This is a genomic window from Streptomyces sp. NPDC006314, assembly GCF_040613075.1.
In the GTDB taxonomy this organism is placed as follows: Bacteria; Actinomycetota; Actinomycetes; order Streptomycetales; family Streptomycetaceae; genus Streptomyces.
The window spans coordinates 106480-124628 of the sequence record NZ_JBEXRL010000002.1 but is presented as its reverse complement, the minus strand read 5'-3'; the positions used below and the strand labels follow the sequence as shown (position 1 = coordinate 124628).

Below are 18149 nucleotides of genomic sequence, written 5' to 3'. Positions count from 1 at the left end.
CATGCGCCTATGTTTTCACTTCTTGAACGCATGAACCTCTACAGATGCGATTCTTCGCTCACATGAGCATCGCCTGCCACGTTTGATTTCGATCGATGAACGATCAAGGGGTGGCACGGAGTGCCACCCCTTGGAGAAGTGCAGTCGCCCATGATCCGCTCATCTGAGCGCAGCCCTTATCAAGGGTGGCGAGAATCACGCTGCCACAGCGGGGCGGATTTCACCATGCGGACGCGAGACAGGAGCGAAACGCCGACGTCACACGCCCATCGCCACGAGCCGCTCCTCCACCCGTGCCGGCGCGTACAGGTACTCCACGACCAGCGCCCCCGCTCCGATGAGCGCGGCCCGCTCCCCCAGCCGGGACGTGACGACGTCCAGGTGGGCCGTGGAGCGGGGCAGCGCCCGCTGGTAGAGCAGTTCGCGTACGCCTGTGAGGAAGGGCGTTCCGGCCAGATCGCCCGCGATCACCAGCACACCCGGGTTGAGCAGGGTCACGACGGTCGCCAGCACGTCGCCGACCCGGCGCCCGGCCTCCCGGGCCAGCGCGGCGGCCTCCGGGTGCCCGGCGGCCAGCAGGTCCCGTACGTCCGAGCCGGACGCGGCCGGCACCCCGGACTCGGCCAGCCGCCGGGCCACGGCACCCCCGCTCGCGACGGCGGCGAGACAGCCGTGCGAGCCGCACCGGCACAGCGCGTCCGCGCCGACCCGGATATGCCCGATGTCGCCCGCTCCGCCGTCGGCGCCCCGGTAGATCGAACCGCCGACCACGACCCCGGCGCCGATCCCGGTGGACACCTTGACCAGCACGAGCGCCGTACAGTCCGGGTGTCCGGTGCGCTGTTCGCCGTAGGCCATGAGGTTGGCGTCGTTGTCCACGAGGACCGGCACGGTCCGGGCGCCGGTGTGCTCGGTGAAGGCGCGGGAGAGGCGGGCTCTTATGTCGTACCCGTCCCAGCCCGGCATGATCGGGGGCTGCACCACCCGGCCGGTCTCGCGGTCCACCGGACCGGGCACCCCGAGCCCGATCCCGCAGACCTCCGCCGCGTGGTGCCCGGCCTTTTCCAGCAACTCGGCGAACCAGCGCCCGAGTTCGCCGAGCACCGCATCCGGTCCGTCCTCGACCACGAGCGTGCCGGAGTGTTCGGCCAGGATCTCGCCGGTCAGGGTGAGGACGGCCGCGCGCGCGTGCCGGGTGTCGAGGTCGGCGGCGAGGACCACGGCATGGGAGTCGTCGAACTCCAGGGTGATGGCGGGGCGTCCGCCGAGCGGTGAGTCGACCGGGCCGCCGGCGCCCTCGCGCAGCCAGCCGGCCCGGAACAGCCGGTCCAGGCGCTGGCCGACGGTGGCGCGGGACAGTCCGGTCGCCTGCTGGAGCGCACCCCGTGTCACCGCCCGTCCACTGCGCACCAGTTGGAGCAGATCGCCGGCGCCGGCCTGACTGCCGCCCTTCGAGGTCTTTCCGGCCCTTCCCGGACGTCCGGTCATGCGCACCCCCTTGTGTTCCTCAAGCCTGCATTACATATTGGGTTTTGCGTGTTAAATAGACGTAACTCTACGGTAGCCACCACCAAACCCGGTCGGCCGGACGTCTTTCGGGGAGCCCCGAGTGGATCGCACTGCCCAGCTCACTGCCCGCCTCACGCAGTACGACACGGCATACGATCCGCCGCCCTCCGGCATCTCCCTGCACGTCAGGGCGGCCCGGGTGCTCGACGCGAACTGGACGGGCGGCGCCACGGTCCCCTCCCGGAACCTGTACCCCCACCAGTGGTCGTGGGACTCGGCGTTCATCGCGATCGGCCTGCGGCACGTCTCGCCGTCGCGGGCCCAGACCGAGCTGGAGACCCTGCTCGCGGCCCAGTGGGCCGACGGGCGCGTCCCGCACATCGTCTTCAACCCCTCCGTACCGCTCGACGCCTACTTCCCCAGCCCCGACTTCTGGCGCTCCTCCGTCGCCGGCCACCGTGCGGGGGCCCCGCGCACCGTACAGACGTCCGGCATCGTGCAGCCGCCGGTGCACGCGCTGGCGGCCTGGCTGGTGCACCGCGCCGACCCCGGCCTGTCCCGGGCCCGGGGCTTCCTCGCCCGGGTCCATCCACGGCTGGCCGCCTGGCACCGGTATCTGCTGCACCGGCGCGACCTGGGCGGCGGCGGGCTGGTGTCCGTGGTCCACCCGTGGGAGCAGGGCATGGACAACAGCCCCTGCTGGGACGCCCCGCTCGCCCGGATCACTCCCGCCCCGGCCCGCTCCTTCCGCCGCGCCGACCTCGACCACGGCGCACCCGAGGACCGGCCGACGGATCTGGACTACGGGCGGTACGTGCGGCTGGCCGCCGACTACCGGGACGCGGGGTACGCGGACGGGGCGGACAAGGGGGCGGCCCGCAGGACCTCGGCCGAGGGCGGCGGTGACAGCCGGGCGGGCCGGTTCGCCGTGGAGGACCCGGCGTTCAACGCCCTCCTCATCGCCTCCGAACACGCGCTGGCACGGATCGCCGAGGAACTGGGCGCCTCCGGCACCGCCCGGCACGCGCGCGCCGAGCGGCTGACGGCGGCGCTGGTGGAGCGGCTGTGGGACCCGGCGGCCGGGATGTTCCTGTGCCGGGACCTGCGCGGCGACGGGCTCATCCGCGAACGCGGTGTCTCCGGACTGGTCCCGCTGCTGCTCCCGGGCCTGCCCCGGGACATCGCCGCCGCGCTCGTCCGCACCGTCCGGGGGCCCCACTTCTCGCTCGGCGACCGCACCCGGCTCGTCCCGAGCTACGACCTCCTCGGCGAGGCCTTCGACCCGCACCGGTACTGGCGCGGCCCGGCCTGGTTCAACACCAACTGGCTGCTGGAGCGCGGGCTGCGCACGCACGGCGAGCGGGACCAGGCCGACGCCCTGCGCGAGGCGGTGCTGCACCTCGCCGACGCCACCGACTTCGCCGAGTACGTCGACCCGTACACCGGCGAGGCCTGCGGCGCGACCGGCTTCGGCTGGACGGCGGCGCTCGCGCTGGACCTGCACCAGGAGCGGCACCACGAGCTTCATGAGCGCCCCGGACAGGGCGTTTCCCCAACGGGCACCGGCACGTTCGACAGGAGCGACAAGGGAGGGGGCCGGGGATGACGGACCGGCATCATCTGCTCGTGCACGGGGCGACGTTCGCCGCCGTGGGCGACCGGGGCGACATCAGCGGGGTCCGGGGCGGCAGCTACCCGGACGGGTTATTCGTACGGGACGCACGGCACCTCAGCCGCTGGCAGCTCACCGTCGACGGCGCGGTGCCCGAGGTGCTCAGCCCGGTCGCGGACGGGGACGCGGCCGGCTGTGTGCTGGTCCCGCGCGGCGGCCGGCAGGAGCCCCCGGCACACACCCTCTTCCGTGAACAGGCTGTCGGCGACAGTTCGTTCGTCGAGTCGCTCCGGGTGACCAGCAACCGCCCGGTGCCCACGACGATCCGGCTCGCCCTCACCGTCGACGCCGACTTCACCGACCAGTTCGAACTCCGCTCCGACCACCGCACCTACGTCAAGGCCGGCGCCCTCCGTGCCCGCGAAGTCCTCGACGACGGAATAGAGTTCACCTACCGGCGCGCCGAATGGCGGTCCTGTACGACCATCACGGCCGACCCGGCCCCCGACACCGTGGAGGAGACGGGCACGGGCGCCCGGCGCCTGGTGTGGACCCTCGACCTGGCACCGCACGGCACGACCCGGCTGGTGCTGCGCGTGATCGCCCGCCCGCACGGCGAGAAGCGCGCCCTGCGCGTGCCACGCGATCCGGCCGCCGTGCACGGGCAACTCCGCGCGCAGGAGGCCGCGTTCGTGGAGGGTGTGGCCTTCCCGACCGGCTGGCCGGAGCTGGCGGCGGCCTGCGCCCGGGGCCTCGCCGACCTGGCCGCGCTCCAGGTACCGGCCACCGGACCGGACGGTGAGGAACTGCGCGTACCGGCCGCGGGCGCCCCTTGGTTCCTCACGCTTCTCGGCCGGGACGCCCTGCTCGCCTCCCTGTTCGCGCTGCCGTACCGCCCGCGACTGGCCGCCGCCACGCTCCCCGCGCTCGCCGCGACCCAGGCGACCGGCACCGGCGGGTCCCCGGTCGCCCAGCCCGGCAAGATCGTGCACGAGGTGCGGCACGGCGAGCTGGCGCACTTCGGGCAGGTCCCGTTCGGGCGCTACTACGGCTCGGTCGACGCCACCCCGCTGTTCCTGATCCTGCTCGGCGCGTACGTCGAGCGGACGTCGGACACCGCCCTGGCCCGCAGCCTGGAGCCGCACGCCCGAGCCGCCATCGGCTGGATGCTCGACCACGGCGGCCTCACCTCGCGCGGCTACCTCGTCTACCGCGCGGACGAGGGCGGCCTCGCCAACCAGAACTGGAAGGACTCACCCGGCGCGATCTGCTGCGCCGACGGCACCCGGCCCACCGGGGCGGTGATGGCGGCGGGCGCCCAGGGCTACGCGTACGACGCGCTGCGCCGCACGGCGTGGGTGGCGCGCACGGTGTGGGCCGACGAGACCTACGCGGCCCTGCTGGAGCAGGCGGCGACCGACCTCCGGGACCGTTTCCAGCGGGACTTCTGGATGCGGGAGCACTCCTTCCCGGCGCTCGCGCTGGACGGAGCGGGCCACCAGATCGACGCGCTGGCGTCCGACGCCGGGCACCTGTTGTGGTCGGGGCTGCTGGACAAGGAGTACGGCGAGGTGGTGGGCCGGCGGCTCCTCGAACCGGACTTCTTCTCCGGCTGGGGCGTCCGCACGCTGGCCTCCGGGCAGCCGGCGTACCATCCGCTCTCCTACCACCGCGGCTCGGTCTGGCCGCACGACAACGCGCTGATCACCCTGGGCCTGGCCCGCTACGGCCTGCACGACGAAGCCCGTACGGTGGCCCACGCGCTGGTCGACGCGGCGACGGCGACCGGGCACCGGCTGCCGGAGGTGCTGGCGGGCTACGGCCGCGACACCCACCCGGAGCCGGTTCCGTACCCGCATGCGTGCGTGCGCGAGTCCCGCGCCGCGGCTGCGCCGCTCGCGCTGCTGACGGCGGTGGGGGGCGTGTAGGGGGCGCCGTCGGGGTGTGCCGTGCCTTGGCCGCGGGTGCGGATGGTGTGTGGCTGGTCGCGCCCACGCGACGGAGCCGCACAGCGCCACAGCCCCGCGCCCCTTCCGGGGCGCCGAGGTTTGCCCGGTGTTTGCCGGAAGCTGTGAACAGGGGCGCGGGGACAGCCGTACGGGATTGCGTCACGGGTCTCGCACGGAAGGACCTTCGGGTTGTCTCAGCACACGAGCACGCGCCGGCCGGCGGATACGGCGGCGGGGGGGACCGAGGGCGCCCCGGAAGACGGCGAGCTGCTGGAAGCCGAGGCACCGGAGACCGCACCCGAGGAGATCCCCGCGGCCACTCCCCGGCCCTTCCGCCGCCCCTGGGCCGTCTGGTCGGCGTGGCTCCGGCGCCGGCGGGAGCGGCACCCGGCGGCGGCACAGGCCCTGTCCGTCACGGTCACCGTGCTCGCCGCGGCGCTCGTCGTCGCCGCGCTCGTGCTGCCGAACACCGTCGTGGGGCTCAGGCCGGCCAGGTTCGTGCGCATACCGGGGGAAGCCGTCATCGGGGCCGCCGTGATGCTCGCGCTGCCGCGCCGGCCGCGGGTGGCGCTGGCGGCGGTGTCCGGGGTGGCGCTCGGGGCCATGACCGTGCTGAACCTGCTCGACATGGGCTTCAACCAGTACCTCGGCCGCAGCTTCAACGTCGTCCTCGACTGGAGCCTGTTCGGCGACGCCGAGTCGTATCTGGAGGACTCCCTCGGCCGCACCTCCACCCTCGCCGCCGTGGCCGGCGTGATCACCCTCGTCCTGCTCCTCTTCGTTCTGCTGGCGCTGTCCATGGTTCGGCTGAGCAACCTGCTCGCCCGGCACACCGGCACCGCGACCCGGGGCACGCTGATCGCCGGGGTCGTCTGGATCACCTGCTCCTCGCTCGGTCTGCAGATATCCGGCGTGCCGATCGCGTCCGACCGCACGGCCACCGCGCTGAAGGTCCAGGCCCGCCGGATCTCGGACACCCTCGAGGACGAGGCGGAGTTCCGGAAGGTGGCCCGGGTCGACGCCTTCGGGAACACCCCGGGCAGCCAGCTGGTCCCGGATCTGCGCGGCAAGGACATGATCTTCACGTTCATCGAGAGCTACGGCCGCAGCGCGATCGAGGACCCGGTCATGGCGCCCGGCGTGGACCGGACGCTCGACGCCCGGACCAAGGCGCTGGCCAAGGCCGGTTTCCACGCCCGGAGCGGCTGGCTGACCTCGGCGACCTATGGCGGCAGCAGCTGGCTCGGCCACTCCACCACCATGTCGGGCCTGTGGATCAGCAACCAGCAGCGCTACCGCACTGTCATGGCCAGCGACCACCTCAGCCTCACCGAGGCCTTCGCCAAGACCGGCGCCTGGGACACGGTCGGGGTGATGCCGGGTGTGCAGAAGGCGTGGCCGGAGCAGAAGTGGTACGGCCTGGAGAAGGTCTACAACGCCTTCCAGCTCGGCTACCGGGGGCCGAAGTTCAGCTGGTCGACCATGCCGGACCAGTATGCGCTGCAGCAGTACCAGGAGCGGGTGCACAGCAAGAAGCGGGCCGACGGCAAGCCGCTGATGTCGCTGCTCATCCTCACCTCCAGCCATCAGCCGTGGGCGCCCATCCCGAAGATGGTCGGCTGGGACCGGCTCGGCGACGGCTCGGTGTTCAAGGACATCCAGGCGGCGGGCAACAAGCCGGCCGACGTCATCGCCGACACGAGCAAGTCCCGCCAGGAGTACGGCAAGTCGATCCAGTACTCGGTGACCGCGCTCACCCAGTGGCTGGAACGCTACGGCAACGACAACACCGTCCTGGTGTTCCTCGGTGACCACCAGCCGATCGCCCGGGTCAGCGGCAACCACGCCAGCCGTGACGTGCCGGTCTCGATCGTCGCCAGGGATCCCGGGGTCCTGGACAAGATCGCGGACTGGGGCTGGACCGACGGCCTGCGCCCCGCGCACGACGCGCCCGTCTGGAAGATGAGTTCCTTCCGCGACCGCTTCCTGACGGCGTACGGCTCGACGCCGCACCCCGACAGGGGCTGACCCCAGCGCACCGCGCCTTGGAGCCCACCGGACCTGATGGGCGGAAAGGCCGCTCAGCCGCCGGAGGTGTCCAGTTCCGCGTCCTCACCGACGCCCGCGCAGTCGTACGGGTCCTTCAGCCAGCCGTCCGGCAGCACGACACGGTTGTTGCCGGACGTACGGCCCCGGGGCTCGTCCGCGCCGGCCGGCCACGGCTGGTCGAGGTCCAGCTCGTCGAGGCCGGCCCGCAGTTCCTCCAGCGAGGAGGTGACGGCCAGCCGCTTGCGCATCTCCGAGCCGACCGCGAAGCCCTTCAGGTACCAGGCCACGTGCTTGCGGAAGTCGACGACCCCCTTGGACTCGTCACCGATCCACTCGCCGAGGAGGGTGGCGTGCCGGACCATGACGTCGGACACTTCGCGGAGGGTGGGCTTCCGGTAGTCGTCCCGCCCCTCGAACGCCGCCACCAGGTCCGCGAACAGCCACGGCCGCCCCAGGCACCCGCGGCCCACGACCACCCCGTCGCAGCCGGTTTCCCGCACCATCCGCAGGGCGTCCTGCGCCGACCAGATGTCGCCGTTGCCGAGCACCGGGATCTCCGGGACGTGCTCCTTCAAGCGGGCGATGGCGTCCCAGTCGGCGGTGCCGCCGTAGTGCTGGGCGGCCGTACGACCATGCAGCGCGATCGCCGTGACCCCCTCCTCGACGGCGATGCGGCCCGCGTCGAGGTAGGTGATGTGGTCGTCGTCGATGCCCTTGCGCATCTTCATGGTCACCGGCAGGTCACCGGCGCCCGAGACCGCCTCGCGCAGGATCGCCCGCAGCAGGTTCCGCTTGTACGGGAGGGCGGAGCCGCCGCCCTTCCGCGTGACCTTCGGGACCGGGCAGCCGAAGTTCAGGTCGATGTGGTCGGCGAGGTCCTCCTCCGCGATCATGCGGACGGCCTTGCCGACGGTCGCCGGGTCGACGCCGTACAACTGGATCGAGCGGGGCTGCTCGCTCGCGTCGAACCTGATCAGCTGCATGGTCTTCTCGTTGCGCTCGACCAGCGCCCGGGTCGTGATCATCTCGCTGACGAAGAGCCCCTTGCCGCCGCTGTACTCCCGGCACAGGGTGCGGAAGGGAGCGTTGGTGATCCCCGCCATGGGTGCGAGCACGACGGGCGGCACCACGGCGTGCGGGCCGATGGAGAGCGGGTGGGTCATCGCGGGGCTCCGGGACGGATGTACGGCACAGGGCAAGCACCCATTGTCCCTCACCCCGCGCGTCACTCGTCCGCCGGTTCCGCCAGCCGCTCCTCGCTCTCCTCGTCGGCGGGCAGGTGGGCGCCACCCGGTGGGCCGGTGCCTGTGGGGCCGGCCCCATGCTGCGGTGCTCCAGCCGGACGGGCCGACCCGCTGATGCCGCTACCGCTCGACGTGCGGGGAGATCGGCGCGGCCTCCTGCCACTCCCTCCGCCTCGTCCCCGAGCGCCGCGCGCCCAAGGGCCGCCGCCCCGACCCGGTCGGCCGGCTGCCGGTGATCGCCCTGTTCGCTCGCCGGCCTACGCGATCACCGAGGCGCCGGACACGGGGCCGGGCACGACGGGCCCCGTCGCCGCGATCGCCCTGACGGCCCTGCCGACCCTCCTGTGGTACGAACCCCGCCGCGTCGAACCCGCCTCGACGCCCTGCACGCGGGCCTGCGGATGCTGTCGCGGAGTAGCGGCAGTGCCCGTTCCGCCGCCCCCGCCTCCCCCTTGAGTCCGCCCCACCACGCGTCCAGCACCGCGAGTACGTGGTCCGCTGCCGCCGGGTGCCGGGCCGTCAGACCGGCAGGAAGGCCGTCGATCATCCGTGCAGTCTGCCAAAGGTCTGGTCGCCCGCGTCACCGTGCCGGTGAGCCGAGCCCGCGTATCAGCAGGTCCACCACGGCCGTGAACTCCTCGTCGACGCCGGGGGCGGTCCACTCCCGGGCGTAGCACGGGTCGTGGAAGCGGCCGGTGGCCTGGAAGACGGCACGGGCCGCGGCGGCCGGGTCGGGCACGGAGAAGGCGCCCGACCCGGCCCCCGCCGCGATGATCCGGGTCAGCTGTGCGGTCAGGTCGGCGATGTGCTCGCCGACGACCGTGCCGTTCTCGTCGGTCAGCACGGTGTAGGTGGCGAACAGTTCGGGGTCGTCGCCCGCCTTGTGCCGCTTGGCCTCGAAGAGGGCCGCGAGCCAGGCCCGCAGCCGCTCCGCGGGGCTGCCGTCGGCGGTGGCGATCCCGGCGAGCTTCTGCGACGTGCGGTCCAGCCAGCGCTTGGTGACGGCCTCCCGCAGCGCCGCCTTGGTCCGGAAGTGCCGGTAGACGCTGCCGTGGCTGACGCCGAGCGCGCGGGCCACGTCGACCACGGTGGCCTTGGCCGGGCCGTGGCGGCGCAGCACCTCCTCGGTCGCTTCGAGGATGCGCTCGGCGGTCAGGGTCTGGCTGGTCGGTGGCATGCTCTAGACCGTACCGGGCGGCGGGCTCAGCGCTCGCTGTCGAGGTGTGCCATCTGCGCGGTCGGATAGCGGTCGCCGGCCGCCGCGTCCGCGGGGACGGCCTGCTCGATCGCCGCCAGGTCGGCCGCGTCCAGGGTCACGTCCAGTGCGCCCAGCGACTCGGTCAGCCGCTCGCGGGTGCGGGCGCCGATCAGCGGCACGATGTCCTCGCCTCGGGAGAGCACCCAGCCGATGGCGATCTGCGCGACGCTGACACCCTTCTGCTCGGCGATCTTGCGCAGGGCCTCGACCAGGTTCAGGTTGTGCCGGAGGTTGTCGCCCTGGAAGCGGGGCGAGTGGGCGCGGAGGTCGTTCGCGGCCAGCTGCCGGTCGCGGGAGAAGTGGCCGGAGATCAGGCCCCGGGAGAGCACGCCGTAGGCGGTGATGCCGATGCCCAGCTCGCGGGTGGTGGGCAGGATTTCCTGCTCGATGCCGCGCGAGACGAGCGAGTACTCGATCTGCAGGTCCGCGATCGGGGCGGTGGCCGCGGCCCGGCGGATGGTCTCGGCGCCGACCTCACTGAGGCCGACGTGGCGCACGTATCCCTTCTCGACGAGTTCGCTGATCGCGCCGACGGTCTCCTCGATCGGCACGTCCGGGTCGAGACGGGCGATCCGGTAGACGTCGATGTGGTCGACGCCGAGACGCTGCAGGGAGTAGGCGGCGAAGTTCTTCACGGCGGCGGGGCGGCCGTCGTAGCCGCTCCAGTCGCCGTCGGGATCGCGCAGGGCGCCGAACTTCACGCTGGTCCGGGCCTGCTCCCGGCGGGCCGGCGGGGCGGTGCGCAGGGCCTCGCCGATGAGCATCTCGTTGTGGCCCATGGCGTAGAAGTCGCCGGTGTCCAGCAGGGTCACGCCCGCCTCCAGGGCGGCGTGGACGGTCGCGATGGACTCCGCGCGGTCGGTGTCGCCGTAGAGGGCGGACATGCCCATGCAGCCGAGGCCGAGGGCGGAGACCCGGGGACCGGTGGTTCCGAGGGTTCGGGTTCGCATCGTCATGACTTCACCCTGCCATGACAGCTGACAGATTTCAATATCTGTCATTCCATCTATGTAACCGAGTGTCGGGCAATCTGGTCCAGACCTATTGACGAAAGGTCTGGACCACGCGCACTGTCATAGCCCGAAACTGTCATGCCTACGACACCTCACCGCATCCCACCGGGAGGCCCGCATGCTCCGCCGCACGCTGCGACTGCTCACCACCGCCGTCACCACGGCCGTTCTCGCCCCGCTGGCGATCGCCACCGCGCCCACCGCATCCGCCGCCGACACCTGCGCGGTGAAGTCACGGCCGGCCGGCAAGGTGCTCCAGGGCTACTGGGAGAACTGGGACGGCTCCGCCAACGGCGTCCATCCCCCCTTCGGCTGGACCCCGATCACCGACTCCCGCATCCCCGCACACGGCTACAACGTGATCAACGCCGCCTTCCCGGTGATCCGGTCGGACGGCACGGCCCTGTGGGAGGACGGCATGGACGCCGGCGTGAAGGTGGCCACGCCCGCCCAGATGTGCCAGGCCAAGGCGTCCGGCCAGACGATCCTGCTGTCCATCGGCGGCGCGGCGGCCGGCATCGACCTGTCGTCCTCGGCCGTGGCCGACCGCTTCGTGGCGACGGTCGTGCCGATCCTGAAGGAGTACAACTTCGACGGCATCGACATCGACATCGAGACGGGACTGGTGGGCAGCGGAAACATCGACCGGCTCTCCCCGTCCCAGGCCAACCTGATCCGCATCATCGACGGAATCCTCGGCCGGATGCCGTCCGGTTTCGGCCTGACGATGGCCCCGGAGACCGCCTACGTCACCGGCGGCAGCGTGACCTACGGCTCGATCTGGGGCGCCTATCTGCCGATCATCAAGAAGTACGTGGACAACGGCCGCCTGTGGTGGCTGAACATGCAGTACTACAACGGCAGCATGTACGGCTGCTCCGGCGACTCCTACTCGGCGGGCACGGTACAGGGCTTCACCACCCAGACCGACTGCCTGAACAAGGGACTGGTGGTACAGGGCACGACGATCAAGGTGCCCTATGACAGGCAGGTCCCGGGCCTGCCCGCACAGCCTGGCGCGGGCGGCGGCCACATGTCACCCTCGCTGGTCTCCCAGGCCTGGAAGCACTACGGCACCGCGCTCAAGGGCCTGATGACCTGGTCGATCAACTGGGACGGCTCGAAGAACTGGACCTTCGGCGACAACGTCAGGGCGCTTCAGGGCCGTTGACGGCGTCGGCCGGCTCGGGCGGGCGGGTCCACCAAGGCCCTGACGGCCGGCCGGAGCAGAGCGGCGACGCGGTCGGCCGGGGCGTCACTAAGAGGGGCCAGACCGAGGAGCTGGTGGCCGGCTTCACCATGCCCGGCCCCCTCGTCCTCCGCGTTCACGGCGGGCTGATCACGCGCGTCCGCGACTGCGTGGACAGCTCGCGTGTCGCCGCCGCCAGGCCATGAACACCGAAAAAGGCCCACCCACCAGCCGGGAGTTCCGGGCTGGCGGGTGGGCGAGAAAGCGCCGGCCGGCGTCAGCAGCCCAGCAGGCGGCTGGCCAGGTACCCCTCGATCTGGTCCAGGGACACACGCTCCTGCTTCATGGAGTCACGCTCGCGCACGGTCACCGCGTTGTCCTCGAGCGTGTCGAAGTCGACGGTCACGCAGTACGGCGTACCGATCTCGTCCTGACGACGGTAGCGGCGGCCGATGGCACCGGCGTCGTCGAACTCGATGTTCCAGTTCTGCCGCAGCGCCTGGGCGAGACCCTTGGCCTTCGGGGACAGCTCCGGGTTGCGGGACAGCGGGAGCACCGCGACCTTCACCGGGGCCAGACGGTGGTCCAGGCGGAGGACCGTGCGCTTCTCCATCTTGCCCTTGGCGTTCGGCGCCTCGTCCTCGACGTAGGCGTCGAGCAGGAAGGCCAGCATGGTGCGGCCGACACCGGCCGCGGGCTCGATGACGTACGGCGTCCAGCGCTCGCCGGCCTCCTGGTCGAAGTAGGAGAGGTCCTGGCCGGAGGCCTTGGAGTGCGCGCCGAGGTCGTAGTCGGTGCGGTTGGCGACGCCCTCCAGCTCGCCCCACTCGCTGCCGCCGAACTGGAAGCGGTACTCGATGTCGGCGGTGCGCTTGGAGTAGTGGGAGAGCTTCTCCTTCGGGTGCTCGTACCAGCGCATGTTCTCCTCACGGAGACCCAGGCCGGTGTACCAGCTCCAGCGCTGCTCCATCCAGTACTCCTGCCACTTCTCGTCCTCGCCCGGCTTGACGAAGAACTCCATCTCCATCTGCTCGAACTCACGGGTGCGGAAGATGAAGTTGCCGGGCGTGATCTCGTTGCGGAAGGACTTGCCCATCTGCGCGATGCCGAACGGCGGCTTGCGGCGCGAGGTGGTCTGCACCTGGGCGAAGTTGGTGAAGATGCCCTGGGCGGTCTCGGGGCGCAGGTAGGCGACGGAACCGGAGTCCTGGGTCGGGCCGAGGTGGGTGGAGAGCAGACCCGAGAACTGCTTGGGCTCGGTGAACTGGCCCTTGTTGCCGCAGTTCGGGCAGTTGATGTCGGCCAGGCCGTTCGCCGGGGCGTGTCCCTTCTTCTCCTCGTACGCCTCTTCCAGGTGGTCGGCGCGGAACCGCTTGTGACACGAGGTGCACTCGGTCAGCGGGTCCGTGAAGGTGGCGACGTGGCCGGAGGCGACCCAGACCTCGGAGGCCAGGATGACGGACGAGTCGATACCGACCACGTCCTCGCGCGACGTCACCATGTAGCGCCACCACTGGCGCTTGATGTTCTCCTTGAGCTCGACACCCAGCGGTCCGTAGTCCCAGGCGGCACGCTGACCGCCGTAGATCTCACTGCACGGGAAAACGAAGCCACGGCGCTTGCTCAGGCTGACGATGGTGTCGATCTTGTCGGCGGCCACGGTGCTCTCTTCATTACGACGACGGGCGTTGAAGCGAGATGCTTCCAGCGAATGATTCAGGTTACCGGCGCAGGCTCCCCCACGACCAAATCGGCCCCTGCCTACGGCCCTCACCGGCGGTTGTTGACAACGGTTTCCATATTTGTTGAAAATGACTGTCATGAACGTACGAGGACGCCTCATACCCGCCGCCGCGGTCACCGCGGTCACCGCTCTCGGGATCGGCACGCTCTCCGCCTGCTCCGGCGACAGCGCGGCAGCGGCCAACACCGGCAAGTTCGACGTCGTCGCGTCGTTCTACCCGATGGCCTTCCTCGCCGAGCAGATCGGCGGCGGCCACGTCCACGTCACCACTCTCACCTCCCCCGGCCAGGAACCGCACGACCTGGAGATCGGTCCCCGGCAGATCGCCACGCTGGAGGAGTCCGACGCGGTCCTGTACCTGAAGAACCTCCAGCCCTCCGTCGACGACGCGGTGGCCCAGTCCTCGCTCAGGACGAAGATCGAGGCCGCCTCCCTGACCACGCTGGAGGACCACGGCAACGAGGTCGGCGGTCACGCGGCCGCGCACGACGCCGACGAGGGCGGGGAGTCCGCGGGCAAGGATCCGCACATCTGGCTCGACCCGGTGCGCTACGCCCAGGTCGCAGAGGGCGTCGGCAAGGCCTTCGAGAAGGCCGACCCGGATCACGCGGCCGCCTACAGGAAGAACACCACGGACCTGGTCAGGAAGCTGAACGACCTGGACAGGCAGTTCAGGGCCGGCCTCGCCGGCAGCAAGAAGAAGGTCTTCATCACCACGCACGCCGCCTTCGGCTACCTCGCCGAGCGCTACGGCCTCACCGAGGAGGCCATCAACGGCCTCGACCCCGAGTCGGAGCCCAGCGCCGCGCGCGTGAAGGACCTGGAGAAGATGGCCGAGGCGGACGGTGTGACCACCGTCTTCTACGAGACGCTCGTCAGCGACAAGACCGCGCGGACCGTCGCGGGGGACGCGGGCCTGAAGACGGACGTCCTCGACCCGATCGAGGGCATCACCGACAAGTCCCGCGGCAAGGACTACTTCTCGGTCCAGCAGGCCAACCTCAGGGCGCTCCAGCAGGCGCTGGGCGCCAAGTGACCGGCAGGGAGGGCAGGACCATGGGCGAGCCCGTCATAGCCCTGCGCGGGGTGACCGCCGAACTCGGCGCGCGTCCCGTGCTGCGGGGCATCGATCTCACCGTCGGCCGCGGCGAGGTCGTCGCCCTGCTCGGCGCCAACGGCTCCGGCAAGTCGACGGCCGTACGCGCCCTCATCGGCCAGGTGCCCGTCAGCTCCGGCACCATCGAACTGTTCGGCGCCCCGCGCCGGTCCTTCCGGGACTGGGCGCGCGTGGGCTACGTACCGCAGCGCACCACCGCCGCGGGCGGGGTGCCGGCGACGGTGACCGAGATCGTCTCCTCCGGCCGGCTGTCCCGCACCCGCTTCGGTGTCTTCCGCAAGGCCGACCGGGAAGCCGTGCACCACGCCCTGGAGCTGGTCGGCATGGCGGACCGCGCCAAGGACTCGGCGGGCGCCCTGTCCGGTGGCCAGCACCAGCGGGTGCTGATCGCCCGCGCACTGGTCGCCGAGCCCGAACTGCTGATCATGGACGAGCCGATGGCGGGCGTCGACCTGGCCAGCCAGGAGGTGCTCGCTCGGACGCTGAAGCAGCAGGTGGAAGCGGGCGCGACCGTCCTTCTCGTGCTGCACGAGCTGGGCCCGCTGGAGCCCCTGATCGACCGGGCGGTCGTCCTGCGGGACGGCTGTGTGCTGCACGACGGGCCACCGCCCCGCGCGGTCGGCCAGCACGCACTGCCCGGCCACGACCACGTACACCCGCACGCACCGGCGGGTACCGAACCGATCCGCACGGGACTGCTGAGCTGATGGACTTCCTGAACTACGCCTTCATGCAGCGGGCGCTGCTGGCCGCCGTGCTGGTCGGCATCACCGCGCCCGCGGTCGGCATCTACTTGGTCCAGCGCCGCCAGGCCCTGATGGGCGACGGCATCGGGCACGTGGCCATGACGGGCGTCGGCCTCGGCTTCCTGCTGTCCACCTCCCCCGTGTGGATGGCGACCGCCGTCTCCGTGCTCGGCGCGGTGCTGATGGAGCTGATCCGCTGGTACGGCAGGACCCGCGGCGACATCGCCCTCGCCATGCTCTTCTACGGCGGCATGGCCGGCGGTGTGATGCTGATCAACCTGGCGCCGGGCGGCTCCAACGCCAACCTGACGTCGTACCTGTTCGGCTCCCTGTCGACGGTGTCGCAGTCCGACGTGACCGCGATCTGCGTGCTCGCCGCGTTGGTGCTGCTGGTCACGCTGGGCCTGCGCCGCCAGCTGTTCGCGGTCAGCCAGGACGAGGAGTTCGCGCGGGTCACGGGTCTGCCGGTGCGCGCGCTGAACCTGCTCACGGCGGTCACCGCAGCCGTCACCGTGACGGTCGCGATGCGGGTGGTCGGCCTGCTGCTGGTGTCGGCGCTGATGGTGGTGCCGGTGGCGGCGGCCCAGCAGCTCAGCCGGAGTTTCACGGCGACGTTCGTGATCGCCGTCGCGATCGGCGTGGCCGTGACCGTCAGCGGCACGATCACGTCGTACTACCAGGACGTCCCGCCCGGCGCGACGATCGTCCTGCTGACCATCGCCGCGTTCATCGCGCTGACGGCCCTGGCCACCCCGCTGGCCCGCCGACGCGCCCGCGCGGCAGCCGCGGCACAGCCCGCCGGGGACCCGGCGGAGTGCTCGATTCCGGCCACGCGGGGAGCCGGGGACGAGATCGGCGTCTGACCGCGCACAGCCCGGACTGGCACAATGGCCCGGGCAGACGCCAGACTGAGGAGGCAACCGGTGACGACCGCTGGACCGCCCGTGAAGGGCCGCGCGACCCGGCAGCGTGCAGCCGTGGCGGCGGCCCTGGACGAGGTCGACGAGTTCCGCAGCGCGCAGGAACTGCACGACATGCTCAAGCACAAGGGCGATTCGGTCGGGCTCACCACCGTCTACCGCACCCTGCAGTCCCTCGCCGAGGCCGGTGAGGTCGACGTCCTGCGCACCTCCGACGGCGAGTCCGTCTACCGCCGTTGCTCTACCGGCGAACACCACCACCACCTGGTCTGCCGCGCCTGCGGCAAGGCGGTGGAGGTCGAGGGTCCGGCTGTGGAGAAGTGGGCGGAGGCAATCGCCGTGGAGCACGGGTATGTGAACGTGGCCCACACGGTGGAGATCTTCGGCACATGCGCGGAGTGCGCCGCCGGTTGAGCCGATGGGGCGGCGCCCGTCCTCTCAGCCGCGCCCGAAGCAGCGCTCCAGCTCGTCCAGGTCGTAGAAGGCGCTGCCTTTGCCGAGGGGACGGCAGGCTGCCTTGAAGGGCGTCTCCTGCTCGTTGTAGAGCATGCGGACCAGGTAGCGGTCGCCCTTCCTGAAGACGTCCCACTGGATGTTCGCGCCCAGCGGGGAGACGGCGGCGCCGCGCCACGGGTTGCCGGTGTAGGTGTACGGCTCGTCCGGGTCGGCCGGCTTCGTGCTACCGGGCAGGCCCATCAGCGCGGCCAGCGGGATGATCTCCTCGGCGTGGGTGAAGCGCAGCTCGGCTCCGAGGTCGCTGGTGCCGGCGCGCTTGGCCTCGACCTGCTTGAAGAGGTCGTCGAGGAGGACGCCCGCCATCTTGTAGGTGATGTCGCTGTCGGCGAAGCCGGGGCCCTTCTCGTAGAAGTCCTCGGCGTCGCCGAGGTAGCCGAACCAGGCCGCGTCCCTGCGGGAGACGTAGCGCTCCATGCCCCAGCCCGCACCGTCCGGGCTCTCCTCGCTCATCGCGGGGGCGATGGCTACAGGTTGTAGACGGCCTCGGCGGCGCCGGCCTGGTCGGGGATCCGCTCGACGAAGGAGGCCGTGAAGATCCCGCGCAGGACGCTGCGGGCGGCCTGCCTCGTCCTGGGCTGGTCGGTGATGCCCTCCAGGGTGTCCTTGAGGCGCCGGTCGTTCTCGATGTGGTCGCGGTAGGCCGCACCGCCCGTCGTCTTGTGGAAGTACAACAGGTCCTTGTCGGTGCCGGTGGGCCCGATCGACGGCCCGAGCGCCGGGTCGGCGTCGGCGAGGGCACCCGCGAACACGTTGCCGCTGTCCACGGCCCGCCCCTGCCCGGAGCTGACGACGTCGATCCTCCCGCCCTGGTCGGCGATCCTCCCGAACAGTGACGGCAGTCGCTGCTCCAGGCGCACGGCCGTGTCCGTCAGCTCCTGCTTGCCGCGCCCGCTGAGGTTGCCGTAGCCGGCCTTCGCCATGGCGGCCTGCAGGGCGCGGACCTTCGGCCCGAACTCCTTGCCCATGGCGGTCAGTGCCCCTCGGCCTCGGCCTTGTCCCACAGCGCGAGGATCAGGTCGCCGTCCTCGCTGTCGCTGGCCGCGCGGGAGCCGTGCCGGGAGACGTTCTCCGTGAAGACGGGAACGAAGCCGGCGGGAGCCTTCTGGTGGTGGCGCGGGTTCCGGGCGGAGTACGGCGCCTTCGTGCCGTAGCTCTCGCGGTGCGCGGGGCCGTCCGCCGCGGACGCGGGCAGCGCGGTGAGCAGCAGGACGCCGAGGGTGAGGACAGGGCTGAGTCGTCTCATGAGTCCCGCATCCTCGGCGGCCCGCATGAACCGCCGGTGG

At 71.5% G+C, this 18149-nt stretch carries 13 protein-coding genes and 1 pseudogene; 8 read left to right on the top strand and 6 right to left on the bottom strand.

The window, feature by feature from the left end; all coding sequences use genetic code 11:
* Nucleotides 1–258: 258 nt before the first annotated feature.
* Complete coding sequence (locus tag ABZ079_RS03660; protein WP_356937751.1) at nucleotides 259–1488, bottom strand: ROK family protein; 1230 nt, start codon at nucleotides 1486–1488, stop codon at nucleotides 259–261.
* Between the two features lie 121 nt (nucleotides 1489–1609).
* Here ABZ079_RS03660 and ABZ079_RS03655 point away from each other — a divergent pair, with 121 nt between their 5' ends.
* The 3 genes from ABZ079_RS03655 (at nucleotide 1610) to ABZ079_RS03645 (ending at nucleotide 7098) form a co-directional block, all read left to right on the top strand.
* Nucleotides 1610–3115 (top strand): hypothetical protein, encoded by a 1506-nt coding sequence (locus ABZ079_RS03655; protein WP_356937750.1) that lies wholly within the window; start codon nucleotides 1610–1612, stop codon nucleotides 3113–3115.
* The gene (locus ABZ079_RS03650; protein ID WP_356937749.1) at nucleotides 3112–5049 is read left to right on the top strand and encodes a glycogen debranching N-terminal domain-containing protein; all 1938 of its coding nucleotides are present in this window, start codon (nucleotides 3112–3114) and stop codon (nucleotides 5047–5049) included. Before ABZ079_RS03655 ends, ABZ079_RS03650 begins: the two co-directional genes overlap by 4 nt.
* A 444-nt stretch (nucleotides 5050–5493) precedes the next feature.
* Complete coding sequence (locus ABZ079_RS03645; protein ID WP_356938114.1) at nucleotides 5494–7098, top strand: CDP-alcohol phosphatidyltransferase; 1605 nt, start codon at nucleotides 5494–5496, stop codon at nucleotides 7096–7098.
* 53 nt (nucleotides 7099–7151) lie between these two features.
* On the opposite strand, the gene dusB is transcribed toward ABZ079_RS03645, so the two are convergent.
* From dusB to ABZ079_RS03630, 3 genes are all read right to left on the bottom strand, one after another.
* Complete coding sequence (dusB, locus tag ABZ079_RS03640) at nucleotides 7152–8282, bottom strand: tRNA dihydrouridine synthase DusB (RefSeq protein ID WP_356937748.1); 1131 nt, start codon at nucleotides 8280–8282, stop codon at nucleotides 7152–7154.
* 661 nt (nucleotides 8283–8943) lie between these two features.
* Complete coding sequence (locus ABZ079_RS03635; protein WP_356937747.1) at nucleotides 8944–9540, bottom strand: TetR family transcriptional regulator; 597 nt, start codon at nucleotides 9538–9540, stop codon at nucleotides 8944–8946.
* A 26-nt stretch (nucleotides 9541–9566) separates the two neighbouring features.
* Complete coding sequence (locus ABZ079_RS03630; protein ID WP_356937746.1) at nucleotides 9567–10577, bottom strand: aldo/keto reductase; 1011 nt, start codon at nucleotides 10575–10577, stop codon at nucleotides 9567–9569.
* Between the two features lie 175 nt (nucleotides 10578–10752).
* Between ABZ079_RS03630 and ABZ079_RS03625 the strand changes: the two genes are divergently transcribed.
* Nucleotides 10753–11805, top strand: a complete 1053-nt coding sequence (locus ABZ079_RS03625; RefSeq protein ID WP_356937745.1) for a chitinase — start codon at nucleotides 10753–10755, stop codon at nucleotides 11803–11805.
* A 295-nt stretch (nucleotides 11806–12100) separates the two neighbouring features.
* Here ABZ079_RS03625 and ABZ079_RS03620 read toward each other — a convergent pair whose 3' ends face one another.
* Nucleotides 12101–13483, bottom strand: a complete 1383-nt coding sequence (locus ABZ079_RS03620; RefSeq protein WP_356937744.1) for a glycine--tRNA ligase — start codon at nucleotides 13481–13483, stop codon at nucleotides 12101–12103.
* A 160-nt stretch (nucleotides 13484–13643) separates the two neighbouring features.
* Here ABZ079_RS03620 and ABZ079_RS03615 point away from each other — a divergent pair, with 160 nt between their 5' ends.
* The 4 genes from ABZ079_RS03615 to ABZ079_RS03600 are packed head-to-tail and all read left to right on the top strand — an operon-like array spanning nucleotide 13644 to nucleotide 16764.
* Nucleotides 13644–14603, top strand: a complete 960-nt coding sequence (locus tag ABZ079_RS03615; RefSeq protein WP_356937743.1) for a metal ABC transporter substrate-binding protein — start codon at nucleotides 13644–13646, stop codon at nucleotides 14601–14603.
* Between the two features lie 20 nt (nucleotides 14604–14623).
* On the top strand, nucleotides 14624–15391 hold the full coding sequence (locus tag ABZ079_RS03610; protein WP_356937742.1) for a metal ABC transporter ATP-binding protein: 768 nt from the start codon (nucleotides 14624–14626) through the stop codon (nucleotides 15389–15391).
* Nucleotides 15391–16293: a metal ABC transporter permease gene (locus ABZ079_RS03605; RefSeq protein WP_356937741.1), complete on the top strand. Its 903-nt coding sequence runs from the start codon at nucleotides 15391–15393 to the stop codon at nucleotides 16291–16293. The genes ABZ079_RS03610 and ABZ079_RS03605 overlap by 1 nt, the downstream gene beginning before the upstream one ends.
* Nucleotides 16294–16353: 60 nt before the next feature.
* On the top strand, nucleotides 16354–16764 hold the full coding sequence (locus ABZ079_RS03600) for a transcriptional repressor (protein WP_356937740.1): 411 nt from the start codon (nucleotides 16354–16356) through the stop codon (nucleotides 16762–16764).
* A 24-nt stretch (nucleotides 16765–16788) separates the two neighbouring features.
* Here the strand turns inward: ABZ079_RS03600 and ABZ079_RS03595 are convergent.
* A pseudogene (locus ABZ079_RS03595) lies at nucleotides 16789–18109 on the bottom strand (histidine-type phosphatase).
* Nucleotides 18110–18149: the final 40 nt, after the last annotated feature.

Bases quoted from the DNA above. Each gene is read 5' to 3' on its own strand.
- ABZ079_RS03660 (WP_356937751.1), bottom strand. From the start codon at position 1,488: ATGACCGGACGTCCGGGAAGGGCCGGAAAGACCTCGAAGGGCGGCAGT.
- ABZ079_RS03650 (WP_356937749.1), top strand. From the start codon at position 3,112: ATGACGGACCGGCATCATCTGCTCGTGCACGGGGCGACGTTCGCCGCC.
- dusB (WP_356937748.1), bottom strand. From the start codon at position 8,282: ATGACCCACCCGCTCTCCATCGGCCCGCACGCCGTGGTGCCGCCCGTC.
- ABZ079_RS03635 (WP_356937747.1), bottom strand. From the start codon at position 9,540: ATGCCACCGACCAGCCAGACCCTGACCGCCGAGCGCATCCTCGAAGCG.
- ABZ079_RS03630 (WP_356937746.1), bottom strand. From the start codon at position 10,577: ATGACGATGCGAACCCGAACCCTCGGAACCACCGGTCCCCGGGTCTCC.
- ABZ079_RS03625 (WP_356937745.1), top strand. From the start codon at position 10,753: ATGCTCCGCCGCACGCTGCGACTGCTCACCACCGCCGTCACCACGGCC.
- ABZ079_RS03615 (WP_356937743.1), top strand. From the start codon at position 13,644: ATGAACGTACGAGGACGCCTCATACCCGCCGCCGCGGTCACCGCGGTC.
- ABZ079_RS03610 (WP_356937742.1), top strand. From the start codon at position 14,624: ATGGGCGAGCCCGTCATAGCCCTGCGCGGGGTGACCGCCGAACTCGGC.
- ABZ079_RS03605 (WP_356937741.1), top strand. From the start codon at position 15,391: ATGGACTTCCTGAACTACGCCTTCATGCAGCGGGCGCTGCTGGCCGCC.